This is a genomic window from Rhizobium sp. BR 249 (assembly GCF_047445895.1).
Lineage (GTDB): Bacteria > Pseudomonadota > Alphaproteobacteria > Rhizobiales > Rhizobiaceae > Rhizobium.
This window is the reverse complement of the sequence record NZ_JARWKX010000014.1, coordinates 122,931-146,246: the sequence shown is the minus strand read 5'-3', so window position 1 is coordinate 146,246 and position 23,316 is coordinate 122,931. Positions and strand designations below refer to the sequence as shown.

General features: G+C 63.6%; 22 protein-coding genes. 13 read left to right on the top strand and 9 right to left on the bottom strand.

Translation table 11 applies throughout. The features are described 5' to 3' along the window. The coding region (locus tag QD408_RS15265) for a transposase (RefSeq protein WP_414139894.1) at window positions 1–484 on the top strand (484 nt) is incomplete at its 5' end. Between the two features lie 116 nt (window positions 485–600). On the opposite strand, the gene QD408_RS15260 is transcribed toward QD408_RS15265, so the two are convergent. Together QD408_RS15260 and QD408_RS15255 are read right to left on the bottom strand one after the other, a co-directional pair. Further along, entirely contained in the window at window positions 601–1,809 is a 1,209-nt protein-coding gene (locus QD408_RS15260; protein WP_414139893.1) for an acyl-CoA dehydrogenase family protein, read from the bottom strand. Between the two features lie 76 nt (window positions 1,810–1,885). Then, complete coding sequence (locus QD408_RS15255; RefSeq protein ID WP_414139892.1) at window positions 1,886–2,932, bottom strand: substrate-binding domain-containing protein; 1,047 nt, start codon at window positions 2,930–2,932, stop codon at window positions 1,886–1,888. A 231-nt stretch (window positions 2,933–3,163) separates the two neighbouring features. Here QD408_RS15255 and QD408_RS15250 point away from each other — a divergent pair, with 231 nt between their 5' ends. The 10 genes from QD408_RS15250 (at window position 3,164) to QD408_RS15205 (ending at window position 14,316) form a co-directional block, all read left to right on the top strand. Next, window positions 3,164–4,648 (top strand): sugar ABC transporter ATP-binding protein, encoded by a 1,485-nt coding sequence (locus QD408_RS15250; RefSeq protein WP_414139891.1) that lies wholly within the window; start codon window positions 3,164–3,166, stop codon window positions 4,646–4,648. Continuing rightward, the gene (locus QD408_RS15245; RefSeq protein ID WP_414139890.1) at window positions 4,645–5,694 is read left to right on the top strand and encodes an ABC transporter permease; all 1,050 of its coding nucleotides are present in this window, start codon (window positions 4,645–4,647) and stop codon (window positions 5,692–5,694) included. Before QD408_RS15250 ends, QD408_RS15245 begins: the two co-directional genes overlap by 4 nt. An 18-nt stretch (window positions 5,695–5,712) precedes the next feature. After that, window positions 5,713–7,110, top strand: coding sequence for an LLM class flavin-dependent oxidoreductase (locus QD408_RS15240; protein ID WP_088682636.1), 1,398 nt, complete (start codon window positions 5,713–5,715; stop codon window positions 7,108–7,110). Between the two features lie 124 nt (window positions 7,111–7,234). Continuing rightward, a complete protein-coding gene (locus QD408_RS15235; RefSeq protein ID WP_414139889.1) occupies window positions 7,235–8,845 on the top strand; it encodes an ABC transporter substrate-binding protein in 1,611 nt (536 codons plus the stop codon). Between the two features lie 40 nt (window positions 8,846–8,885). Continuing rightward, on the top strand, window positions 8,886–9,875 hold the full coding sequence (locus tag QD408_RS15230) for an ABC transporter permease (RefSeq protein WP_414139888.1): 990 nt from the start codon (window positions 8,886–8,888) through the stop codon (window positions 9,873–9,875). Continuing rightward, a complete protein-coding gene (locus QD408_RS15225) occupies window positions 9,872–10,705 on the top strand; it encodes an ABC transporter permease (RefSeq protein WP_414139887.1) in 834 nt (277 codons plus the stop codon). The genes QD408_RS15230 and QD408_RS15225 overlap by 4 nt, the downstream gene beginning before the upstream one ends. After that, entirely contained in the window at window positions 10,702–11,496 is a 795-nt protein-coding gene (locus tag QD408_RS15220; RefSeq protein WP_414139886.1) for an ABC transporter ATP-binding protein, read from the top strand. The genes QD408_RS15225 and QD408_RS15220 overlap by 4 nt, the downstream gene beginning before the upstream one ends. Next, window positions 11,493–12,275, top strand: coding sequence for an ABC transporter ATP-binding protein (locus QD408_RS15215; RefSeq protein WP_414139885.1), 783 nt, complete (start codon window positions 11,493–11,495; stop codon window positions 12,273–12,275). Before QD408_RS15220 ends, QD408_RS15215 begins: the two co-directional genes overlap by 4 nt. Before the next feature lie 11 nt (window positions 12,276–12,286). After that, window positions 12,287–13,381 (top strand): pyridoxal-phosphate-dependent aminotransferase family protein, encoded by a 1,095-nt coding sequence (locus QD408_RS15210; RefSeq protein WP_414139884.1) that lies wholly within the window; start codon window positions 12,287–12,289, stop codon window positions 13,379–13,381. Window positions 13,382–13,452: 71 nt separating this feature from the next. Next, window positions 13,453–14,316, top strand: a complete 864-nt coding sequence (locus tag QD408_RS15205; protein ID WP_414139883.1) for a glycerophosphodiester phosphodiesterase — start codon at window positions 13,453–13,455, stop codon at window positions 14,314–14,316. On the opposite strand, the gene QD408_RS15200 is transcribed toward QD408_RS15205, so the two are convergent. Genes QD408_RS15200 through QD408_RS15170 form a run of 7 tightly spaced genes read right to left on the bottom strand, consistent with a single transcriptional unit; the run spans window position 14,313 to window position 21,510 of the window. Then, the gene (locus QD408_RS15200; RefSeq protein WP_414139882.1) at window positions 14,313–15,137 is read right to left on the bottom strand and encodes an inositol monophosphatase family protein; all 825 of its coding nucleotides are present in this window, start codon (window positions 15,135–15,137) and stop codon (window positions 14,313–14,315) included. The two genes, QD408_RS15205 and QD408_RS15200, sit on opposite strands and share 4 nt — an antisense overlap. Then, on the bottom strand, window positions 15,137–16,141 hold the full coding sequence (locus QD408_RS15195; protein WP_414139881.1) for a LacI family DNA-binding transcriptional regulator: 1,005 nt from the start codon (window positions 16,139–16,141) through the stop codon (window positions 15,137–15,139). The genes QD408_RS15200 and QD408_RS15195 overlap by 1 nt, the downstream gene beginning before the upstream one ends. Further along, the gene (locus tag QD408_RS15190) at window positions 16,125–16,904 is read right to left on the bottom strand and encodes a glycerophosphodiester phosphodiesterase (protein WP_414139880.1); all 780 of its coding nucleotides are present in this window, start codon (window positions 16,902–16,904) and stop codon (window positions 16,125–16,127) included. The genes QD408_RS15195 and QD408_RS15190 overlap by 17 nt, the downstream gene beginning before the upstream one ends. Then, complete coding sequence (locus tag QD408_RS15185) at window positions 16,904–17,959, bottom strand: ABC transporter ATP-binding protein (RefSeq protein WP_414139879.1); 1,056 nt, start codon at window positions 17,957–17,959, stop codon at window positions 16,904–16,906. Before QD408_RS15185 ends, QD408_RS15190 begins: the two co-directional genes overlap by 1 nt. Next, entirely contained in the window at window positions 17,959–18,801 is an 843-nt protein-coding gene (locus QD408_RS15180; RefSeq protein WP_414139878.1) for a carbohydrate ABC transporter permease, read from the bottom strand. Before QD408_RS15180 ends, QD408_RS15185 begins: the two co-directional genes overlap by 1 nt. A 2-nt stretch (window positions 18,802–18,803) precedes the next feature. Continuing rightward, window positions 18,804–20,105, bottom strand: a complete 1,302-nt coding sequence (locus tag QD408_RS15175; RefSeq protein ID WP_414139877.1) for a carbohydrate ABC transporter permease — start codon at window positions 20,103–20,105, stop codon at window positions 18,804–18,806. Window positions 20,106–20,163: 58 nt separating this feature from the next. Beyond that, complete coding sequence (locus QD408_RS15170; RefSeq protein ID WP_414139876.1) at window positions 20,164–21,510, bottom strand: extracellular solute-binding protein; 1,347 nt, start codon at window positions 21,508–21,510, stop codon at window positions 20,164–20,166. A gap of 248 nt (window positions 21,511–21,758) precedes the next feature. Between QD408_RS15170 and QD408_RS15165 the strand changes: the two genes are divergently transcribed. Beyond that, entirely contained in the window at window positions 21,759–22,217 is a 459-nt protein-coding gene (locus QD408_RS15165; protein WP_088682651.1) for a YbaK/EbsC family protein, read from the top strand. Between the two features lie 84 nt (window positions 22,218–22,301). Continuing rightward, window positions 22,302–23,309 (top strand): Tim44 domain-containing protein, encoded by a 1,008-nt coding sequence (locus QD408_RS15160; RefSeq protein ID WP_414139875.1) that lies wholly within the window; start codon window positions 22,302–22,304, stop codon window positions 23,307–23,309. Window positions 23,310–23,316 lie beyond the last annotated feature (7 nt).

Here is a 23,316-nt window from a genome sequence, read left to right as displayed (position 1 = left end):
GGAAAGAGCGGTTAGCCTGGTTGGAACCATCCTGTCGGATCGGGTCGGCCTCCTGCCGCAGCGCATGGCGAAAAGCCGCAGGAACCCGATGAGCGTGCCGGTTCGGGAGGTCTGCGTGCGGATCGAAACCGGCAAGATATTGCGCATCCTTTCCAACGATCTCGATGCTCCGGCTGAAGAGATCGCCGCGCTCTACAAGCGCCGCTGGGCGATCGAGCTGTTCTTCCGATGGGTCAAGCAGACGCTGAAGATCCGCCATTTCATCGGCAATAGCGAGAATGCCGTGCGCATCCAGATCGCCGTCGCCCTGATCGCATACCTGCTGCTGCAGATGGCCAAGGCAGACCAGACCACCGTCGCAAGCCCGCTCGCCTTCGCCCGCCTGGTGCGCGCCAATCTCATGCATCGCCGCAGGATCGACCGCCTGTTGCGACCACACGGCAGCCCACCAGCCAATCCCCAACAGATGAGCCTCCAATGGTGACCAAATTTAAACCGGACACCAGTGGCACAAGGCCGAGCATGACGGAGGAGAGGTTGTCGGCAAACCGGCCTATTGCGGGCGGTGGAGTTTTGTTTTCGATGCCGGGTGCAAGCGCTTCAGCTATAAAGACTGACTTCCGGTATCCGATCGTTCAGCACGAATTCGCCGACTTCCTTGGCTTTGTAAAAGACAGGATCGTGCAGCGTGTGGGTGCGGACATTGCGCCAGAAGCGGTCGAAGCGGTATTTGTCGGCCGTCGAGCGGGCGCCCGTCAGTTCGAAGACGCGTGAGGTGACGTCAAGCGAGACATGGGTGGCGTGGACCTTGGCGGCATAGGCTTCCGCTGCCGCTTCGCCGCGTTCGCGTGCAGTCACCTTCGGGCCACGGGCAACGCCCGCCTGCACGGCAGCCGCCGCGCTGTCGGCAAGGGCTGCGGAAGCTTTCAGCGCCGCAGTGAATTCGCCGACGCGTTCGAGGATATAGGGATCGTCGGCTGCCCGCTCGACGCCTGAGGTGATCCACGGCCGGGTGGTCGTGCGGACGTAGTCGACAGCCGCCTGCAGTGCGCCTTCGGCGGTGCCTAGATAGAAGTTGACGAAGACCAGCTGGATGAACGGCGTGTTGAAGGTCGAAAGCACCGGTGCCGTCGCATCGGGCGCGGCGGGCGCGCCGACGAAATCTTCCTCATAGACGGGGAAGTCGTGGAATTCGACGCTGCCGCTGTCCGACAGGCGCTGACCTATATTGTCCCAGTCGTCATTGGCGACGTAGCCCGGGCGATTGGTCGGCACGGCGAAACCGACGACCTTGTCGTCGAGCGCCGCATTGGCGTTGATGTAGTCGGAAACCCGCGCAGCCGTGGAGAAGGACTTGCGTCCGTTCAGCACATAGCCGTTGCCGCGGCGGGTGAGCACCAGCCCGGGATCGCGCGGATTGACCGCGGCACCCCAGTAGAGATTCTTCGCCACCGTTTCGCTGCCCAGCGTGTAGGCGCGCGCGGGGTCGAGCGCCCAGTAGATGTATTGACTGTTGACATAGTGGTAGCCGAGCAGCTGGCCGATCGAGCTCTCGCCGCGAGCGAGAATGCGCACCAGTTTCAGCCCGTCGACCCAGTCGAGGCCGCCGCCGCCGATCTCGGCGGGATGCAGCGCGTTGAGCAGGCCGGCATTTTTCAGCTTGACGATCTCGGCAAGCGGCGGGCGGCCTTCGCGGTCGAGGTCAGCGGCGCGCTGGGAAAGTTCGGCCGAGATTTCCTCGGCACGGGCGAAAAGGTCTTCCCGCGTCGGGTTGCGGCTGGTCGCGAAGACGACATTGGATTGGCTCATGGCGGAACTCCAATTCTTTAAAAGATGATCCGGCGGGAGCCGCACGCTTCCGCCGGAAGGATCGAACTGAAAAATCTCAGAACAGCCTGTCCGGGATCCAGCTAGCGGTCGCCGCATCGCTGGTGCTGAAGGCCGGGATCTTTGCGGCTAGATCCTCGATCGTCTTGACGCCGGCTGCGCGCAGGCTCTCCTGCGTGAGAAGCGTCGGCTTGACGGTGATCTGGCGGGGAACCGTCTGGCCGGCGATTTCGAGCGCTGCGGCGCGGATGGAGACGGCGCCGACGACGGCAGGATTGGTCGCGACGGTTGCGACCCAAGGGCTGCCCTCCTCGGTGATTTCCTGGATATCGGCCGTCGAGACATCTGCCGAATAGATCTTGAGCTTGCTCGATATGCCGAGGTCGTTGGCGGCAAGTTTTACGCCGCGGGCGAATTCGTCATAGGGCGCGAAGACGACTGAAATATCGGGGTTGGCGGTGAGCGCGGCCTTTGCCTGGTCGGCGGTCGAGGTCGCCGTCGTGTCGCTGACATTGCCGAAGCGGGCCTTTTCGACGACGCCTTTATTGTCGGACTTGAACTTGTCCCAGACTTCGTTGCGGCGGTCGAGCGGCGCGAAGCCGGCGACATAGACATAGCCGGCTTTGAAGTCCCTGCCGTTATCCTTCACCGCCTGCTCGAGCGCCAGAGAGGCGAGCTCATGGTCGCTCTGCTCCACCTGCGGGATCTTGGAATTGTTGAGGTTGACGTCGAAGGCCACGACCTTGATGCCCTTGTCGAGCGCCTGCTGCACGACGTCGCCGAGCGATTCCGGCAGGCCGTGATCGATGACGATGCCGGAGACGCCGAGATTGATCGCCTGCAGGATCTGTTCGCGCTGCTCGGCGGCGTCCTGCCGGCCGGGGAAGACGCGCAGATCGATATCCAGCGCCTTGGCCTGGGCCTCAGCGCCGGCCTGATAGGCCTGGAAGAAATCGCCGGCCGAGATGTAGCTGATCAGCGCCACCTTGACGCCGCCCTTGTCGAAGGGGGCCGGAGCACCGGAGAGACCGTCGGCATGTGCGCCTTGAATGAAAATAAACGGAATGACGGCGGCGGAGAGTGCAAGCCGTGCGAGGGATTTCATCGTCGCGTTCCTTCTGACAATCGGAGGCGTCGTCTGACAGGTTCAGCCCTCGCGACGCGTTGATTTATTAGATATAATATCTATGCTTTTAGTAGATTAAATGATCCGATTTTGCGGGCTTCGGGAGATTCTTTGTTTCCCTCGCGTAGTTCGCCAGGGAAATGCGTGCCTGGAATTCGACCGTCCGAACGAGGCACACTTCCGATACAAATGCAGTCCCGGACCTTGCCGATGCCGCTTCTCCACGTTGACAACATGACTCGCAGCTTCGGGTCGACGCAAGCGCTTGCCGGCGCCCATCTCTCGATCGAGCGCGGCGAGATCGTGGCACTGATGGGCGCGAACGGCGCGGGCAAATCGACGCTGGTGAAGATCCTGTCCGGCGTTCTGTCGGCCGATGGCGGCACGATCCATTTCGATGGCCGCCCCTTCTCGCCGCGCAGCCCGGCCGAAGCGGCGAAAGCCGGTGTCGTCACCGTGCACCAATCGACGGATCTCGTCGGCGCGGCGGGACTGACCGTTGCCGACGCCTTGCTTCTCAATCGCTTCGCCGATCGCAGCACGCCTTTCTTCGTGTCGCGGGCCGGCATCCGCAGCGCGGCACAGGCAATGCTCGATGCCGCCGGCTTCAGCCTGCCGCTCGACCGTGATTTCGGCGAACTCGCCAGCGCCGACCGGCAACTCGTGGCGATTGCGCGCGCACTTGCCAACCGCGCCGATCTTCTCATCCTCGACGAGCCGACGGCGAGCCTTTCCGGCGAGGAAAGCCGACGCCTCTTCGATATTCTGCTGAGGCTTCGCAAACGGGGCCTGGCGATCCTCTACATCTCACATCGCACCGCCGATCTGGAAGCGATCGCCGATCGTGCGTTGGTCATGCGCGGTGGCCGCGTCGTCGGCACCTTCGCGCGGCCGATCGATTTTTCAAGTGCCATCGAGACGATGATCGGCCGCAGGCTGGATGCGGCGCGGCCGGATGCGCGGCCCGCGACCGGGCCGGCAATTTTCGAGATGCACGATATCAGTTTGATGCCTGGAAGCACGCCCTTCGACCTGTCGCTGCATGAGGGCGAGGTCGTGGCGGTGACGGGCGTGCTCGGCGCCGGCAAGAGCCGGTTGCTCCAGGCGATCTTCGGCGTAACGGCGCTTAGCCGTGGTGGGATGTTTCTGGATGGACGGCCCTACCGGCCGAAAAGTCCGGCCGAGGCGATTGCATCAGGTGTCGCCATGGCGGCCGAAGACCGGCACCGCTCCTCGCTGATGCCGCCGGCATGGCCCGGCCATTCGCTGTCGGCGACGATCAGCCTGCCGCATCTCGCCAAATGGTATCCGCATGGTTTCCTTCTCGGTGGCCGCGAACGGCGCGAGGCCGAGCAGGCGGTCGTCCGTCTCGGCATCAAGGCCGCAGGCCCGCTCGCCTCGATCTGGTCGCTCTCCGGCGGCAACCAGCAGAAGGCGGTGATCGCCCGCTGGGAGGCTGAGCCGAGCCGGCTTCTGCTGCTCGACGAACCCTTCCAGGGCGTCGATGTCGGCGCCCGCCGCGACATCATCCGGGCCATCCGCAGCCGCACCGACCGGGCGACGCTGATCGCGACCTCCGATCCGGAGGAGGCCTATGAAGTGGCCGACCGCATCCTCGTCATTGATCGCCATGTGTTGAGACCCGCAATCGGCGGGACCGCCCTTCATCCCGAAATCCATGGAATATCCGCATGACGACGATCGACGAAGAAACCTTGTCGCAGGCAAGCGCCCTGCCGCGTGCCGACCGCAACCGCCTTGCCGCTCTCGGCGCGTTCCTGCGGGCGGGCGCAGTCTTCATCCTGCTTGCGGCTCTCGTCGTCGGTTTCACGGTCGCCGAGCCCGCCTTCATCAATATCGCCAATCTGATGAGCATCCTGCAGGCAGTGTCCGTCGTCGCCATTCTCGGCGCCGGCGTCACCGTCACGCTTGCTGTCGGCGGCTTCGACCTGTCGATCGGCGCGGTTGCCGCCTCAAGCGTCATGGCGGCAAGCTATGCGATGATCGTCTGGGGCTTCGACGCCTATGCGGCGGTGCCATTGGTGCTTGCCTTCGGCGCCCTCGTCGGTCTCGTCAACGCCTTCCTTATCGTGCGCTTGAGGGTGCCCGATCTTTTGGCGACGCTGGCGATGATGTTCCTGCTGTCCGGCCTGCAATTGATCCCGACAGCGGGCCGGTCGATTTCAGCAGGTCTCACCCTGCCGGACGGCTCGAAGGCGACCGGGGCCTATGACCCGGCCTTCCTGCTGATCGGCCGCTACAGCATCTTCGGCACCCTGCCCGTTTCCGTGCTGCTGATGGCGGCGGTCGCCATCGCGCTCTTCGTGCTCACCGAACGCACCCGCATCGGCCGGCTGCTGTTTGCGACCGGCGGCAACGAGGTCGCCACCCGGCTTGCCGGGGCCTCGACCGTCCGGCTGAAGACGCTCGCCTATGTCATATCGGGCACGCTGGCATCGCTCGGCGGCATCGTCATCGCCGCCCGGGTGGGGCGCGGCGATATCTCGTCGGGTGGCTCGCTGCTGATGGATTCGGTCGCCGCTGCCTTGATCGGTTTTGCCGTTCTCAACCTGCGCCGTCCGAACGTGCTCGGCACCATTGCCGGCGCCGTCTTCGTCGGTGTGCTCCTGAACGGCCTCACCATGCTGAACGCTCCCTACTACACCCAGGATTTCGTCAAGGGCGCCGTGCTCGTCGGAGCCCTGGCGCTGACCTACGGCCTCGGCCGTACCAATCCTTAAATTCCAAGGAACAAAGACATGACCCGTCAAATCAGGCTGAACGCCTTCGACATGAATTGCGTCGGACACCAGTCGCCGGGGCTCTGGCGCCATCCGCGCGACAAATCCTGGACCTACAAGGATCTCGATTACTGGGTGCATCTGGCAAAGACGCTGGAGCGCGGCAAGTTCGATGGGCTGTTCATCGCAGATGTGCTCGGCGTCTATGACGTGCTGAACGGCAATGTCGATGCGGCGCTACGCCATTCCGCTCAGGTGCCGGTCAACGATCCGCTGCAGCTCATCCCGACCATGGCTTACGAGACCGAGCATCTCGGCTTCGGCCTGACCGCCTCGCTCTCTTTCGAGCATCCCTACACCTTCGCCCGGCGCATCTCGACGCTCGACCATCTGACCAAGGGCCGCGTCGGCTGGAACATCGTGACCTCCTATCTCAACAGCGGCGCGCTCAATATCGGCCAGCCGGCACAGACGAAGCATGACGATCGCTACGATCTCGCCGAGGAATATCTCGAAGTCTGCTATAAGCTCTGGGAGGGCAGCTGGGAGGACGGCGCCGTCGTTCGCGACCGGGAAAGCGGTATCTTCACCCATCCCGAGAAGGTCCATCCGATCAACCATTCCGGCAAGCATTTCAACGTGCCCGGCATTCATTTGAGCGAGCCCTCGCCGCAGCGTACGCCGGTGCTCTACCAGGCCGGCGCTTCCAGCCGAGGCAAGGATTTCGCGGGCGCCCATGCCGAATGCATCTTCGTCGCCTCGCCGTCGAAGGCCGTGCTGAAACGCTATGTCGCCAATGTCCGCGAGGCGGCCGAGCGCGCCGGCCGCAACCCGCGCGAAATCCTCGCCTTCAACCTGCAGACAGTCATTCTCGGCGAGACGGATGCGGAGGCGCAGCGCAAGTTCAACGAATACCGCAAATACGCCTCTTTCGAGGGCGCGCTGACGCTGATCTCCGGCTGGACCGGCATCGATTTCGGCCAGTTCGGACCTGATGAGGTGCTGCGGCACCGTCATACCAATGCCGTGCAATCGGCCGTGGAGACTTTCACGACGATCGATCCGACCAAGGAGTGGACGGTGCGCGAAATGGCCGACTGGGTCGGTGTCGGCGGCTTTGGTCCTGTCTTCGTCGGCTCGCCGCAGACGGTCGCCGACCTGATGCAGGAATGGATCGAGGATACCGATGTCGATGGCTTCAACCTGGCCTATGCCGTGACGCCCGAGAGTTTCGAGGATGCCGTCGATCTGCTGGTGCCGGAATTACAGAAGCGCGGCGTCTACAAGACCGAATATGCCAAGGGAACGTTGCGCGAAAAGCTTGGGGGCGCGGGACCCAGGCTTGCCGCGCCGCATCCGGGTGCGGCTTATCGCAACCTCTTCAGCGAGCCCGCACGCTTGGCCGCCAGCGCTTGAATGAAATAATGGCTGGGTGACAAAAAATGTCTCGCCCGGCCTGATCATTCGAATTTAATCTCTATCACAATTGGTATTTCGCCCCGAATATGGGTGCGCGGAATTTGATCGATCCGGAGGGCGCATGATCATTCCAGAAATCTCGCGGCGCACGCTGATGAAGGGCACCGCCCTGCTCTTCGCCTCGACGGCGCTCGCCCGGCAAGCCTTTGCGCAGGATGCACCAAAGGGTGGCCGGTTGGTCGTCGCGGCCGATTCCGAGCCGAAGAACCTCAACCCTGCCATCGTCGCCTCGAACGGCGTCTTCTTCATCGCAAGCAAGGTGATCGAGCCGCTCGCCGAAGCGTCCTTCGACGGCAAGGACGGGCTTGCGCCGCGTCTCGCCATCTCCTGGGAGGGTTCGCCGGACGGCCTCTCCGTCACCTTCAAGCTGCGCGATGGTGTGACCTGGCACGACGGCAAGCCCTTCACCTCGGTCGATGTGGCCTTCTCCGCGCTCAATATCTGGAAGCCGCTGCAGAATCTCGGCCGCCTGGTCTTCGCCAATCTCGAAGCCGTCGATACGCCCGACGATTACACCGCGATCTTCCGTTTCTCCAAGCCGACGCCGTTCCAGCTCATCCGTAATGCGCTGCCCGTTGTGACAAGCGTCGTCGCCAAGCATATCTTTGAAGGCAGCGATATCGCCACCAATCCTGCTAACAACAAGCTCGTCGGCACTGGGCCCTTCACCTTCGCCGAATACAAGCCCGGTGAATATTACCGGCTGGCGCGCAACGAGAACTACTGGGACAAGGACCAGCCGAAACTCGACGAGATCGTCTACCGCGTGCTGCCCGACCGCGAGGCGGCGGGTGCTGCGCTCGAAGCCGACGAAATCCAGCTTGCCGCCTTCTCGGCGGTGCCGCTTGCCGATCTCGGCCGCATCTCCAAGGTCGACGGCATCAAGGTGATTTCCAAGGGCTACGAGGCCTTGACTTACCAGCTCGTCGTCGAGATCAATCACCGTCGCAAGGAACTGGCCGATCTTAGGGTCCGCCAGGCGATCGCGCAGGCAATCGACAAGAAATTCGTGGTCGATACGATTTTCCTCGGTTACGCCGCTGCCTCGACCGGGCCGGTGCCGAAGAATGCGCCGGAGTTCTATACGCCGGATGTCGCGACCTATGATTTCAACCCCGCGGCCGCCAACGATATTCTCGACAAGGCAGGATATAAACAGGGGCCGGACGGCAACCGCTTCAAGCTGAAGCTTCGCCCCGCGCCCTATTTCAACGAGACCCGGCAGTTCGGCGACTATCTGCGCCAGGCGCTCGCGGTGATTGGCATCGATGCCGAGATCGTCAATGCCGATGCGGCCGCGCATCAGAAGGCTGTTTATACCGATCACGATTTTGATCTCGCCGTCGGCCCGCCGGTCTTCCGCGGCGATCCGGCGATCTCCACCACCATTCTCGTCCGATCCGGCACGCCTGATGGCGTGCCCTTCTCCAACCAGGGCGGCTACGTCAATCCGGAGCTCGACAAGATCATCGCGCAGGCTTCCGAGACGGTCGATACGGCGACGCGCACTGATCTCTACCGCAAGTTCCAACAGCTCGTCGTCGCCGATCTGCCGCTGATCAACGTCGCGGAATGGGGCTTCATCACCGTCGCCCGCGACACCGTGCTCAACGTCTCGAACAATCCGCGCTGGGCCGTTTCGAACTGGGGCGATACCGCGCTGCAATCGTGATAGGATTGGCGGCAACTCTCTTCCAGAGGCCCTCTCCGGCGTGAAACGAGCAATCATTCTCCTGAGGCGCAGGGCGATCAGCAGCATTCCGGTGCTGCTGATCGTGGTGATTTTCACGTTTTTCCTGCTTGAATCTGCTTCGGGCGATGCGGTCGACGCCTATCTCGGCTCGATCGGCGGCGGTGACGCGGCGCTGATCCAGTCGCTGCGCGAGAGCTATGGCCTGGACCGCTCCATGCTCGCACGCCTTTGGCTTTATCTCTCTTCGCTGGTGCGGTTCGATCTCGGCTGGTCGGTCGCCTTCAACCGGCCGGTCGGCGAACTGATCGCCGAACGCCTGCCCAATACGCTGCTGCTGATGGGAAGCGCCACGGCGCTTTCCTTTGGTCTCGGCTCGGTCCTCGGCATCCTTGCCGGCGCGCGGCCGGGCAGCTTGCGGGACCGGCTGCTGTCGATCGGTTCGCTTGTTGTTTATGCCATTCCGAGCTTCTGGCTCGGCCTGGTCTTGAGCATCGCCTTTTCGGTGAAGCTGCGCTGGTTTCCGATCGCCGGCATCGAGACGATCGCGTCCGGTAAGACGGGTTTTGCGCGCGCGCTTGATATTGCCGATCATCTGGTTCTGCCGGTCGGCGCGCTTGCCTTGATCTATCTCGCCCTGTTTCTGAGGGTGATGCGGGCCGGCATGACGGAGGCCTGGAAGCTGGATTTCGTGCTTTTCGCCCGCGCCAAAGGCCTGTCGCGCAGCCGCATCGTGCTGCGCCATGTCGCGCGCAATGCGCTGCTGCCCCTCGTCACCATGCTTGGGCTGCAATCGGCGGCCATGCTCGGCGGCAGCGTGGTGATCGAGAGTGTCTTTGCCATCCCCGGTTTCGGGCGGCTGGCTCAGGAGGCGGTCAACGGCCGCGACGCGCCGCTGCTGATGGGCATTATCGTCACCAGCGCCGTCCTCGTCATATCGGTCAACTTCCTGGTCGATCTCGTCTATGCCGCGCTCGACCCGCGCATCGGCGCTTCGGAGGGCGGCGCATGAGCCGGCTTCAGCGGTTCCTGCGCCAGCCGGAAGGCGTGATCGGGTTTGTAATCCTGGTCATCCTGCTTCTAGCGGGCCTGCTTGCGCCCATCGTCGCGCCGGGCGATCCTTTGAGGATTACCGGCCACGCACTGCTTGCGCCGTTTTCCGATCCGGCTTTTCCGCTCGGCACGGATCGTCTCGGTCGGGATGTCCTCGCCGGCCTGCTTTATGGAGCGCGAACTTCGCTCGCCGTTGGTCTTGCGGCGGCATTTTCGGCCATGGTTCTCGGCGTCTGCGTCGGTATTGCGGCCGGTTTTGCTGGCGGAGTCGTCGATGAGGCGCTGATGCGTGTGGTCGATGCCTTCCAGATCGTGCCGGCTTTCTTGCTCGCCCTTGCCTTCGTCAGCACCATAGGCGTCTCGACGCCGGTCGTCGTTCTTGCCATCGCGCTCGGCGCCTGGGCCGATCCGGCGCGGCTGACGAGAGCGCAGGTGCTGGCGATCCGCGAGCAGGATTATGTCGCCTCGGCAAGAGTGATCGGCATGCATCCCGCCGAGATCGCCTTCCGCGAGATCCTGCCGAATGCGCTGCCGCCGGTGCTGGCGCTTTCCGCCACCATCGTTGCCGGCGCGATCCTCACCGAGGCGGCACTTTCCTTTCTGGGTCTCGGCAATCCGAATATCGCCACCTGGGGTTCGATGATCGCCGAGGGCCGCAGCGTCCTGCGTTCGGCCTCCTATCTCTCGGTCATCCCGGGCGCTGCCCTCGCCGTGACCGTGCTCGGTGTCCATCTCTTCAGCGAAGGCCTCGGCAAGGCGCTGGTCGAGAACGGCGTGAGGGCGGCATGAGCGACATTTTCTGCAGCCTGCGAAAACTTTCGGTGATCTACGGACCGCAGAGAAACGGCACGGCCGCGCTCGATGGTATCGATCTCGATATCGTCACCGGCGAGAGGCTGGCCATCATCGGCGAAAGCGGCTCCGGCAAGAGCACCCTCGCCCGCGCCCTCGCCGGGCTTTTGCCTGAAGGAGCGAGGGTCGGCGGCGAAATGCACTGGCCCGGCCTTGGTCGTCCGCCCCGTCCTGGCCGCGATTTCGGCTTCGTCTTTCAAGATCCGGGTTCCAGCCTCAACCCCGTGCTGACGATCGGCGAGCAGATCGCCGAAGGCGCAAGGCGCCATCTCGGGCTCGGATGGAGACAGGCCTATGTCAGAGCCGAGGAATTGCTCGAGCGGGTGCGGATGCCGCAGCCTGAGAAAGTGATACGGGCCTTTCCGCATCAGCTTTCCGGCGGCCAGCGCCAGCGCGTGGCGATCGCGGCGGCCATTGCCGCAAGACCTGCGCTGCTGATCGCCGACGAGGCGACGAGCGCGCTCGACGTCGTCGTCCAGGCCGAGATCATCCGTCTTCTCGATGGTCTGGTGCGTCAGGATGGCATGACGCTTGTCTTCATCACCCACGACATCGCGCTCGCTTCCGGCTTCATCGACCGCATCGCCGTCTTTCATAATGCGAGGCTGGTCGAGTCGGGTCCCGTCCGCTCGGTGCTTTCGGCGCCGAAAAGCGACTATACCGCCACCCTCATCGCCAGCCATCGCGACCTCGAGACACCGCCGCTGATCGCCGGGGCGCCGGCATGAACCCGATGCTGCTTTCCATCGAAAACGTCTCGAAAGGCTTTTCTTCCTCCGGGCGCAGAATCGCCGCTCTCGACGATGTCTCGCTGACGATTGCAGCCGGCGAAACACTCGGTCTCGTCGGCGCCTCAGGCAGCGGAAAATCGACGCTGTCGCGAATCCTGCTGCGGCTTCTCTCTTGTGATGCCGGTTCGATCCGCTTCGAGGGAGAAGATTGGCTTGCGCTGAACGGCGCGTCGCTGCGCCGCAAACGGGCGCGAATGCAGATGGTGTTCCAGGACCCGCTCGCGGCCTTCAATCCGCTGGCGACTGTGGGCACCGTTCTCGACGATCCGTTACGCATTCATGGCGTCGTCCCGAGAGAACGGCGCGCCGGCGAGATCGCAATGCTTCTCGAACGTGTCGGCCTGTCTGCCGATTTCGCCGGCCGGCCGGTCCGTGCGCTCTCCGGCGGCCAGCGCCAGCGTGTGGCGATCGCCCGGGCCATTGCCACGCGTCCCTCTCTGCTGGTGCTTGACGAGGCGGTCTCGGCGCTCGATGTCACGGTGCGCGGCAAGATACTCGAACTTCTGGTCGGCCTGCAGAAAGAACAGGGCATTGCCTGTCTCTTCATTTCGCACGATCTTGCCGTGGTGCGCGCCGTCTCCCACCGCATCGCCGTCATGGATGGCGGGCGGATTGTCGAGACCGGCCCGGCGGCGGCAGTCGTTGCCGAACCGAAATCGGCTGCCGGCCGAGCGCTCGTGGAAGCGGTCCCCCGTCTCGTCACTGATCCGTCCTGAAGGAAACGTCCATGTCCGATCCTGGTTGGAATCCCTTGCACGGCCTCCCCTCCTATCCCGCGGAACGCTATGCAGTCCTGGCCGACAGGATCGGCGGCATCTTGCAGAGCCGCAACGATATATTGCTGGTGCAGGCCGAGGCGGTGGTGGCGCTGGAGGCAACAGCCGCCAGCCTTGCGCATCCCGGCCTTTCAGTCCTCAACATCGTCACCAGTCCCTATGGCGGCTGGTTCGGGCAATGGCTGCATCGGGGTGGCGCCACGGTCCGGGATCTCGTTGCCGAACCGGGCCTGCCGATCGAGATCGAGGTGGTCGCCACGGAGCTCGATGCCGCTCCTCGCATCGGTGTGCTCGCTGTGGTTCACGCGGAATCCGCGAGCGGCATCTTGAACCCCCTGCCGGAGATCCTGGCGCTTGCCCGTTCACGCGGCATCGTCACCGTCGTCGATGCGGTCGCTTCCGTCGGCGGCCATCGGCTCGATGTCGACGCTCTCGGCATCGACATTGCAATCATCGGTCCGCAGAAGGCGCTCGGCGGTCCGGCTGGCGTCTCTGCGCTCTCGCTCAGCCGCCGCGCCTGGGAATTGATTTTGAGAGATGACGCGCCGCGCGATTCGATCCTGTCGCTGGCCGATTTGAAGAGATGGATCGACAGTGGCAGGCAGGCTCTGCCGGGAACGCCGGCGCCGCTGGAATTCTTCGCGCTGGAGACGGCGCTCGACCGGGTCGAGGCCGAAGGTATCGAGACGCTGATCGCCCGCCATGCGCTCGCGGCATCGGCGACACGGGCAGGCCTTGCCGCACTCGGCGCCGGAGCCTGGGTGCCGCCGGCAAAGGCTTCCAACCTGGTGACGGCCGCGCCGGTGCCGGCGGGACTGGAGCCTGCCGCCTTGATTGGCGCTGCCGTGCGGTTGGGCGTCGAGTTGACCGAAGGTTTGGGAAACGCGCCCAACCGTCTCGTGCGCCTGAATCATACCCGCTCGCGCGCCACGTTCCAGGCGGTGCTTACGAATGTCGTGGCCTATGGTGTGGCCCTCAGGCAGGCTGGCCATCCGGCCGATATTGCCGCCGCCTCGGAGGCTGTTTCGGCGACCTACAGTCGATGAAACCAATCTTCGGCCCTTGATAATCACGGCTCGTCAAGGCAGGAGAATGGCTTCACGGAGACTCGGCAGAGATGACGAAATTGCTGGATGCGCAGGGCCTGGAGATTTTGCACGCGGGACATCGTACCCGCTTGAAATGGCATCGGCTGCGCAAGCGGTTTGCCGATCCGCTGTTCTCAGCCGAGGTGATGGCGGAGGGTTTTGCAGCCGGTGCGTCGATGGAGCTTGATCTGCGCGTGCGTGCTGACGGCGGCTTCGTCGTGCTGCACGACGAGGAGCTCGAAGGTGAAACGACGGGCCATGGGTCGATCGCCGCGAAGAACATCACCGATCTCCGCGATATCAGGATGCAGGAAGGCGGCCGGCCGCTGATCCTCAGCGAAGATCTCGCCGCCATGATGCAATCGACGCATCCGGACGCACTGCTGCAATTCGACATGAAGGACGATTATGAAGCGATCGGTTCGAGGGGTATTGCCCATCTCGCCGAGCATTTCCGGAATATCGCCGCTTCGGTGATCGTCAGCGGCGGCAGCCTCGACCTCATCGTCGCGGTCGGGCAGAAGCTTCCGCACCTGCTGCGCGGCATCGATCCGACCGACAAGCTTTACGACATCAGGAAGGCCAGCGGCTGGAAGGCGGTCGAGATGGAGTTGCGCGCCGACCTAAACGGCCCGACCGATCCGGACACGGTCTATCTCCACTGGCCGCTGATCCTCAATGCCGCCAAAGAGGGGCTGGATATGATCGCGCTGTGCCGGGACCACGGCAAGCGCGTCGACGCCTGGACCTTCACTCTGAAGGATCCGGAGGCCGGCTTCAACGACGAGGAGTGGCAGAATTTCTCGGCGCTGATGACGCTCAAGCCGGACCAGATCACCACCGACGAGGCGCCGGCGACCCAACGCGCCTGGCGTCGGCGCATGGCGGATTAACCGGGAACGGGCGCCAGCCCTTCGATGTCGAGGATGAAAGCGAATTCGCCGGCAAGCCCCGGCGAATGGGCGATCACCGGTCCGCCTTGTGCAAGCAATCTTTCGACCGGCGGCATCGCCACCATCGCGCCTGCTTCTTCGGCGATCAGCGCGCCGGCGAGCATATCCCATGCGTTGAGATGGCGTTCGTAATAGAGATCGGCCGCACCTTCGGCGACGCGGACGAGATCGATGGCGGCCGCACCCATGCGGCGATAATCCATGCCGCGCTCGTGGAGCCGCTTGGAAAGGGCGAGATAATCGTCGAAGCTGGTCTTGCGGGAATGGCCGAGAATGACGAGCGCGTTGGCCGGATCGGCCGTCGCAGCCGCGTGCACCGGCCGGCCGTCCTTGAAGGCGCCGCCGCCGCGGACCGCGTGAAAGACCTTGTCTTCGGTTGCGTCATAGACCACGCCGATCTCGACTCTGCCATTGATGACGAAGGCGATCGAGACGCCCCAGTGGCTGAAACCTCTGATGTAATTGGTCGTGCCGTCGATCGGATCGACGACCCAGGTGCCGGTCCCACCCGATTGCCCGCCGCTCTCCTCTCCCATGAACGTATCGCCGGGAAAATGCGAGAGAAGCCCGTCGCGGATCGCCTGTTCGGCCTTCCTGTCGGCGACGGTGACGAAGTCCTGCAATCCCTTGTTTTCGACGGCAAGCGTCCCGGAGTTGGAGTCGCGCCGAAACCGCGCCGTTTCCCGCCCGACCTCGAGGGCAACGGCGATCGCGATCTGCGCCCGTGCGCGGATGGCGGTGGCATCGAATGCGGAATTCATCAGGCAGTCCTTCTTTTTATCAGTGTCACCGGCGTGAATTCGACGCGCGCCGTCAGATCAGGCTCTGCGATCCGGCTCATCAGCAGATCGACGGTCTGTTCGGCCTGGATATCGCAGGGCTGGCGGATGGTTGTAAGCTCGTAGGCGGTCCAGCTCGCCTGGGGAATATCGTCATGGCCCATGATGCGTATCGGCGGCGCATCATCGCGGCCGCGGCCCTGCATGACGCGGTCGATTACGCCGCAGGCCATGTAATCATTGGCGCAGAACAGCCCGTCGATGCCGGAGGCGGCAAGTTCGCCTGCCGCGGCATAACCGCTCTGGTAATCGTTGATCCTGACCTGCAGAAACTGCGCCTCGAAGCCGAGCTGCTTGCAGCGTGCGACGAAGGCCTCGCTGCGGCGCCGTGCCGTATAGGATCTGGCGGGGGCGGCCATCACGGCGGGTTTTCGTACGCCGCTGTCGATCAGGTGGCTGGCGGCCAGATGCCCGGCCATGCGGTCGTCGGAGATGATGCGGTCGACGAAGGGAATGTCGTTGCCTTTGTTGATCAGCGCGATCGGCACGCCTTCGGCCGCGCATTGTTCGCAGATTTCGCTCGGCGGCGCGTCCGATGTGACGATGACGCCGGACACGGCGTAATGCAGCAACTGGCCGATGACGGTCGACGTATCCGCTTCCTGTGAGGTGGGCAGCAGGATGGGGCGGAAATTGCGGGCGAGCAGCACCCGTGACAGATGCTCGATCTGTAGCGTGCGGAACGGATTGTCGAAACCGGCGGCGACGAGGCCGACGAGATCGGAGCGTTTGTTGGTGAGGCTTCGGGCGAGATAGTTCACCCGGTAGCCGAGTTCCTTGGCGGCCTGATAGACCTTCTCGCGCGTCTTCGGTGAGACGCTGGCATCCGGCGTGAAGGCGCGCGACACGGCGGCGCGCGAGACGCCTGCCACACGCGCCACGTCGAAGGAGGTTACCTTGCGCGGTCCCTTATCCCTGTCTGCCAACTGCTTTTTCCCTCTCTGCCGGCGGCCGCATCATATCGGGCAGATCCGTGCAGATGCCAAGTACCGGAAGCGTCGTGATGTCGTCGAGGATGGCCCGCCGTTCCTCGTGCCAGAGCACGATCTCGCGGCCCTCTTCGAAGGCGCGGGTCATCAGCGCCTCGCTCACCAGATCCTGCGGGCGTTCTCCCGCCCTCTCCCAGCAGAGATGCAGGATATCGGCGCCCGCCTCGTCGCCGAGGAGATGCGGATCGTGGCCGACGCGGATCAGCACCGAAAGCGGGAAATCGCAGCCTGCATCCCTGAGTTCGCGCACCTGTGCGGTGTCGAAGGAACCGAGGCAGGCAAAACGCTGGTTCATCTCGGCAAGATGACGCCAGCAGCGCAGGCCGGTTCCAGGCGCCTTGAGCTCGACATAGAGACCGGTTCCGGTCTCGCGGCCGAGAGCGGCCACTTCCGAAAAACTCGGAACATCCACGCCGTCGAGGGCGGCGAGTTCGGTGGCCGTCATCTCGGAAATACGGCGATCGATGCCGAAGACGCGTTCCAGATGGTCGTCATGCGAAACGACGACCACGCCGTCTTTGGTCAGTTGCGTGTCGAGCTCCCACATCTCAGCGCCGAGTTCGGCAGCGCGCCGGAAGGCGGCGATCGTGTTCTCGCGTTCGTGGCCGCTGGCGCCGCGATGGCCGACGCAGAAGGGAAGCCGGCCCTTGGCCGCCGGCCAGCCGTAGCGCTCGAAAAATGCCGAGAAATCGCGGGGCATCAGAGCCTCCCGCCATTTTCATCGAAGACCAGCACGCCGCGGCTGTCGATTGCCCAACGGACATCGTCGCCGACGTGAATGTCGTTGCGCACCGGCTGGATCGAGCGCAGCAGCGGCCCGCCGGCAAGAGCAACGTCGTAAAGGTTCTCGCGCCCCTGAGTTTCGGCGAAGGTGATCTTGCCGGAGACGGGGGTGTCGCCCGCTGGTGTAAAATGCTCCGGCCGGACGCCGAGCATCAGCCTCGTGCCTTCGGCGGCAGCGACGGTATCAGGCAAAGCTACTCGGATTTCGCTTTCCGGGATTGCGAAGGCGCCCTTGTCCATGATGCCGCGCAGGAAGGCGATCGGCGGATTGCCGAGGAAGCCGGCGACGAAGGCGGTCTTGGGATCATTGTACATTTCGGCCGGCGTGGCGATCTGGACGATCTCGCCTTCCTTCATGATGGCGATGCGGTCGCACATGCTCATCGCTTCCACCTGGTCATGGGTGACGAGGATGGCGGTGATGCCGGTCTCGCGCTGCAGGCGGCGGATTTCCGAGCGCATTTCTAGGCGCAGCTTGGCGTCGAGATTGGCGAGCGGTTCATCGAGCAGCAGCACGTCGGGCTTGCGGATCAGCGCGCGGGCGAGCGCCACACGTTGCTGCTGGCCGCCGGAAAGCTCGGCCGGCCGGCGGCCCATCAGATTGCCGATCTGGACGAGGGCCGCGATCTTGTCGACCTCCTTGCGGATTTCGGCGGCGGGGGCGCCCTTCACCTTCAGGGGAAAGCCGATGTTTTCGGCAACCGTCATGTGCGGGTAAAGCGCATAGGACTGGAAGACGACGCCGACATTGCGGGCCTGGCTCGGCAGGTCGGTGACGTCGCGGTCGCCGAAGAGGATGCGTCCGCCGGTCGGCCGGTGAATGCCGCAGACCGCAAAAAGCGTCGTCGATTTGCCGCAGCCGGAAGGGCCGAGCAGCGCCAGCATCTCGCCGTCGCCGACTTCGAGCTGCATGTTCTCGATGACCTTGGTGGAACCGAAGCTCTTCGAAAAATTGTCGAGGAGAATGCGCATCAGCCTTTGCTCCCGCCGCCGTAGATGTTCATGAGATATTTGTTGAAGAGTGCGTAGGCGATCAGAACCGGAAGGAAGTAGAAGATGCCGACCGCCTTGAACATGTTGAAATCGTAGTTGTTGTCGTCGACCAGGAAGCCGGCGAGATAAACCGACAGCACCTGTACCTGGTTGCCGGGCGCCAGCACCTGCGGCAGGATGAATTCGCCCCAGCCGGAGAGGAAGGAGAACAGGCCGAGCGCCATGATGCCGGGCTTGACCTGCGGCAGCACGAGGCTGCGCCAGACGCGGAAGCGCGAGGCGCCGTCGACGACGCCGGCCATTTCGATTTCCCAGGGCACGGTGTCGTAGAAGCCCTTCATCAGCCAGATGCCGAGCGGCAGGTCGATCGCCGCCTTCACCAGGATCACGCCGACCAGCGAATTGTAGAGGCCGATCATCTGCAGCACGATGAAGATGGCGATGATCAGCGTCACCGAGGGGAAGGCATGCAGCACCATGACGCCGGTAAGGAAGAAGCCGCGCGCCGGCACATTCAGCCGCGACAGCACGTAGCCCGCCATCGACGAGACGATGAGCACGACGCTGGTGGTGCAGGCTGCAAAGAGCAGCGTATTCACAGTCACCTGCCAGATATTGGCCTTGCCCGGCGTCGTCTGCCACAGGAAACGCCAGTGATCGAGCGTCAGGCCGGAAGGCAGCAAGGCGTCCGGCTGCTTTACCGTCACGGTGTCAAGGAAGAGATAGACATACATCAGGAGCAGCGGCAGGCTGACGATCGTCAGTGCCGATATGACGGGCCAGCTGCTGTAATTTGCCGAGGGCTGCGATCGTTCGGCCATGGTCAATCCTCGATCAGGGGCTTGGCGACAAGCGTGCGGTAGTTGAAGACGCGCAGATAGAGGAGCGACAGCGTCACGCCGATGACGACGAGCACCAGCGCCATGGCCGCACCCAGCCCGTATTCGAGATTGCCGGCATAATTCCTGAGCGCGGTATGATAGGCGGCGAGCGCCCAGACCTCGGTCGAATTGCCGGGTCCGCCGTTGGTGGCGAGCAGGATCTCGTTGAAGGAGGCGAGCAGCGACAGCGTCTGGTAGCAGGTGACGAAGAGGATCGGCCAGCGCATCTGCGGCAGGATGATGTAGCGGATCTGCTGCCAGCGTGAAGCGCCGTCGACCTCGCTCGCATGGAACTGGCTCTTGGGAATGGCCTTCATTGCCGACGAGAAGACCAGCATGCCCATCGAGGCGCCGATGAAACCGTTGATCAGCACGACGAAGAACCAGGCGTTATAGGCGGTGTCGAGCAGGTAGTTCTTCGGGGGATAACCGAACTTGCCCATCAGGATGGAGATGAAGCCGCTGTCCCAGGCGAGCCATTTCCACAGCAGGACATAGATGACCACGGGGGTGATGCGCGGCAGGAGCCAGATGCCGCGGAAGATCGAGGCCGGCCCCGGCGGCATGTAATGCGTCCAGATCGCCAGCAGCAGCGCATAGCCGACATTGAAAAGCGTCAGTACCAGGGCGACGTAGAGCGCGGTATTCAGGAGCACGCGCGCCATGTCGGGCGACGTGGCCAGGCGCGAGAAATTGTCGGTCGTCCAGGTCCAGCCGGTATAGGTGGCCGTGGCGACCGTTTCCTTCTGTTCCGGCGTCAGCTTGAGGCCCAGCGTATCAAGAGCCGAAAACAGCTGTTCCTTGCTGTCGAAGCGCGTGTTGACGACGGAGCGGTTGAACTGTTCGGAGATCTGTTTGACGTCGCGCGTCGAAGGCCTCTCGGAGAGATCCTTGATCATCCGCTCGGCGTCGCGGCGGGTCGCAAAGACCTCGCCCGTATGTTTGGCGCGCAATTCGCCGGCAATCCCCGGCGCGAGCCCGAGGCCCTCCACGGCCTTGAGACCGGCTTCATCGATTGCGTAGCGCGGCTCGGAAATCTCGGCGGCGATGTCGGGCATCGCCGATTTCAGCGTGATCAGGGAATTGGGCGCGATCTGGTAGACACCGCCGGAGATACCGGTCGCGGTCGTCATATTGGTCATCGAGAAAACCGCCGTCAGAACGACCGGCAGCAGGAAGAACAGGACGATCATGATCGCCGCGGGCGCGATCATCACCAGTCCGAGTGTTCTGGACGATTTCATGGCAGCCTCCTCGCGGGACCGGCCGGGCGGCGGGGTTGCCGCCGCCCGGAGGAATGCTTCAGCGGATGACGATCTTGTCGCCGAGCGTGCTCTTCAGCTCGTTCTCGGCATCACTGACCGCGGCATCGACGGTCTTGTCGCCGGTCCAGGATACCTGGAGGTTCTTCCACATGATGTTCCAGTAGGTGCCGAAATCGGAATTGTTCGGCATCGCATTGGCATGCGGCAGCAGGCGTTCCGTGGCTTCGCGGGTCCAGCGGTCGGCCGAGTAGAAATCGACTTCGGATTCTGCCTCGGAGATGCCGAGATGGGCCGATTTGACCGCATGCAGCGCGTTGATGCGCGGCTCGGAGGCGATCGTGATCAGCTGGGCGGCGATGTCGGTGTCTTCCTTGTCGTGACCTGAGGTCAAGAGGTAGACGAGCGGATGGGTCAGCGTGTTGGCCTTGCCGCCTTCGCCGGCCGGGATCAGCGCGAAGATCACGTTGCCGAAGAAGTCCTTGAGGCCTTCCTGGTTGACGAGACGGGCATAGTGCCAGGTGCCGCCGTCCCAGATGCCGGCCTTGCCGGTGGCGACTTCCTTCCACCACTGGTCGCCCGGCATGCCGATATGGTTCTTCTTGGTGACGCCTGATTTAACGGCATCGGCGAAGAACTGGTAGGTGCGGGTCATCGCCGCCTTGTCGAAGACGAGCTTGCCGCCCTCTTCCATCGTGCCGCCGAAGCTGGTGTAGAACTGCCAGTAGTCGGGGCCGTTGCTGGGGCGCGGATAGAAGCCGTAGCCCGCCTGGACGAGGCCCTTGTCCTGCATCTTCTTGGCGTCTTCGAGCAGGTTCTTCATGGTATACTTGCCGTCCTGGACGCTCTGCGGCAGCGCGTCCAGATCGGCGTCGCTATAGCCGATCGCCTTCATATAAGGCTTCCAGAAGAACATCGGACGGGATTCTGCATCCTGCGGAATGCCGTAGACGGTGCCGTTGTAGGAGGCGATCTGCAGCAGGTTCTCGTAGATGCCGTTGAGCGGCCAGGAGTCGAGATCGACGTAATCCTCGATCGGAACGATGAGGCCGGCCTGCGACCATGGCGCGATGTCTTCATGGCCGCTGACGACGATATTGGGCGCGGTCTTGGCTTCCGCAGCGAGCGTCAGCGCCTGCTTGAAGTCCTCCCAGGCGGAGTAGGATTTCTTCTCGACGGTGATCTTCAGGTCTTCGCCCTTGAGCGCGGCCTGGCGCTGCAGCTGCTGGGCTGCGATCTCGATGGCGTCGAGGCGATAGACGTCGTTCGGGCCGGTGCCGCCGGCCCAGACGCTGATGGTGACGTCCTTGGCGAATGCGAGAGCGGACGTCGAGGCCAGGATGGCGGCCGCGACGGTGAGGGACTTCAGTGTCGGTAAAATGGTCATTTTCTTCATCTCCCCAGAAGAGCAGTGTGAGGCCTCTTGACGGGTCATCACTGGTGTTGACGACCGTTTCGAAAGCCCGCGAAAACGTGACAAGTCCCGCTCTATGGGTTTGTTGTAACGGCCGAATGACAAATTTGAGCACGTGTGCAAAATTATTATGACCATGTCCGAGCGACTTGCAAGCGGCGGTTTTCGGCAGGCATCTTTTACGCTTCAAATTGCGCCTTTCCTGGTCTAGCATCCCGGCCATGAGCCTCGAATCCGTCCGCGCTTTTCTGAGCACCCACGCACCCGATATCGAAATCATCGAAACCGCCGAGAGCTCCTCGACGGTGGCGCTTGCCGCCGAAGCCCATGGCGTGGAGCCTGCCCAGATCGCCAAGACGATCTGCCTGCGCGTGGGCGAGCAGGCGATGCTGGTCGTTGCCGGCGGCACGGCGCGGCTCGACAATCGCAAGTTCAAGGATACTTTCGGAGGCAAGGGGCGCATGCTCGATGCGGAGGAGGTCGTTGCGATGACGAGCCATCCCGTCGGCGGCGTCTGCCCGTTCGGCCTGCCCGCGCCATTGCCCATCTATTGCGACATCTCGCTGAAACGCTTCGACGAGGTGGTGCCCGCCGCCGGCTCGACGAATTCGGCGGTGCGCATCGCCACCGGGCGGCTTGCCGAGCTCACCGGCGCCAGCTGGGTCGACGTCTGCCAGTAAAGCGGCAGAAGAACTTCAAACTTGAGAATGAGTACCTATATTAGCTCCCGATATGCCACGATTGTGCATGACAGGAGATCAGGAATGCCGGGTGCCGTTTCGCGTTTTGCCAAGATTGCGGCGATTGCCGTACTGACGAGCGCTACCGTTTTTGCTTCGCTCGGGGATGCCGAGGCCCGCCGCGCCGGCGGCTCCGGTTTCGGGAGCCGCGGCACGCGCACCTTCCAGGCTCCGCCCGTCACCCAGACCGCACCCGCGCCTGCCGCGCCGATCGAACGGTCGATGACGCCGCGTCCGCAGACGACGGCGCCGGCCACCGCACAGCAGCCCCTCGGCGCCCAGCGGCCCGGCCTCTTCAACGGCTTCGGCCGTTCGATGATCGGCGGCCTGATCGCCGGCGGCCTTCTCGGTATGCTGCTCGGCCACGGTTTCGGCGGCGGCTTCGGCTTCCTCGGCATGCTGCTGCAGATCGCCCTGATCGGCGGCGCGATCATGCTCGCCATGCGTTATTTCGCCAACCGCCGCCAGCCTTCTTATGGCGTCGGCGGTCAAAGCCGCTCCTTTGGTCAGTCCTACGGCATGTCGCCCGCCAACCATTCGTCGTTTCAGATTCCGGCGATCGGTTCGGGCGCCGGATACGCCGGACAGTCGCGCGGCAATCGCCCGAGCGACGAGATCGGGCTCGCGCAGGCCGATCTCGACCAGTTCGAGGAATTGCTGACGAACGTGCAGACCGCTTACGGCGCCGAAGACTACGGCACGTTGCGCCGTCTGACGACGCCCGAGGCCATGTCCTATCTTGCCGAGGAGCTCGGCGAAAACGCCACCAACGGCGTGCGCAACCGCGTCTCCGACGTCAAGCTGCTGCAGGGCGATATCGCCGAGGCCTGGCGCGAGGACGGCCAGGAATTTGCAACGCTCGCCATGCGCTACTCCTCGATCGACGCCATGGTCGAACGCGACAGCGGCCGTGTCGTCTCCGGCGACGACCGCCGGCCGAGCGAAAGCACCGAGATCTGGACCTTCGTGCGCAGGCCCGGCGCGGACTGGAAACTCGCCGCGATCCAGGGCACCGAGCAGCGCGCCGCTTAAAGAACGC

Bases quoted from the DNA above. Each gene is read 5' to 3' on its own strand.
- QD408_RS15210 (WP_414139884.1), top strand. From the start codon at position 12,287: ATGTCCGATCCTGGTTGGAATCCCTTGCACGGCCTCCCCTCCTATCCC.
- QD408_RS15225 (WP_414139887.1), top strand. From the start codon at position 9,872: ATGAGCCGGCTTCAGCGGTTCCTGCGCCAGCCGGAAGGCGTGATCGGG.
- QD408_RS15215 (WP_414139885.1), top strand. From the start codon at position 11,493: ATGAACCCGATGCTGCTTTCCATCGAAAACGTCTCGAAAGGCTTTTCT.
- QD408_RS15200 (WP_414139882.1), bottom strand. From the start codon at position 15,137: ATGAATTCCGCATTCGATGCCACCGCCATCCGCGCACGGGCGCAGATC.
- QD408_RS15250 (WP_414139891.1), top strand. From the start codon at position 3,164: ATGCCGCTTCTCCACGTTGACAACATGACTCGCAGCTTCGGGTCGACG.
- QD408_RS15255 (WP_414139892.1), bottom strand. From the start codon at position 2,932: ATGAAATCCCTCGCACGGCTTGCACTCTCCGCCGCCGTCATTCCGTTT.
- QD408_RS15170 (WP_414139876.1), bottom strand. From the start codon at position 21,510: ATGACCATTTTACCGACACTGAAGTCCCTCACCGTCGCGGCCGCCATC.
- QD408_RS15205 (WP_414139883.1), top strand. From the start codon at position 13,453: ATGACGAAATTGCTGGATGCGCAGGGCCTGGAGATTTTGCACGCGGGA.
- QD408_RS15160 (WP_414139875.1), top strand. From the start codon at position 22,302: ATGCCGGGTGCCGTTTCGCGTTTTGCCAAGATTGCGGCGATTGCCGTA.
- QD408_RS15245 (WP_414139890.1), top strand. From the start codon at position 4,645: ATGACGACGATCGACGAAGAAACCTTGTCGCAGGCAAGCGCCCTGCCG.
- QD408_RS15185 (WP_414139879.1), bottom strand. From the start codon at position 17,959: ATGCGCATTCTCCTCGACAATTTTTCGAAGAGCTTCGGTTCCACCAAG.
- QD408_RS15175 (WP_414139877.1), bottom strand. From the start codon at position 20,105: ATGAAATCGTCCAGAACACTCGGACTGGTGATGATCGCGCCCGCGGCG.
- QD408_RS15235 (WP_414139889.1), top strand. From the start codon at position 7,235: ATGATCATTCCAGAAATCTCGCGGCGCACGCTGATGAAGGGCACCGCC.
- QD408_RS15260 (WP_414139893.1), bottom strand. From the start codon at position 1,809: ATGAGCCAATCCAATGTCGTCTTCGCGACCAGCCGCAACCCGACGCGG.
- QD408_RS15180 (WP_414139878.1), bottom strand. From the start codon at position 18,801: ATGGCCGAACGATCGCAGCCCTCGGCAAATTACAGCAGCTGGCCCGTC.
- QD408_RS15240 (WP_088682636.1), top strand. From the start codon at position 5,713: ATGACCCGTCAAATCAGGCTGAACGCCTTCGACATGAATTGCGTCGGA.
- QD408_RS15165 (WP_088682651.1), top strand. From the start codon at position 21,759: ATGAGCCTCGAATCCGTCCGCGCTTTTCTGAGCACCCACGCACCCGAT.
- QD408_RS15220 (WP_414139886.1), top strand. From the start codon at position 10,702: ATGAGCGACATTTTCTGCAGCCTGCGAAAACTTTCGGTGATCTACGGA.
- QD408_RS15190 (WP_414139880.1), bottom strand. From the start codon at position 16,904: ATGCCCCGCGATTTCTCGGCATTTTTCGAGCGCTACGGCTGGCCGGCG.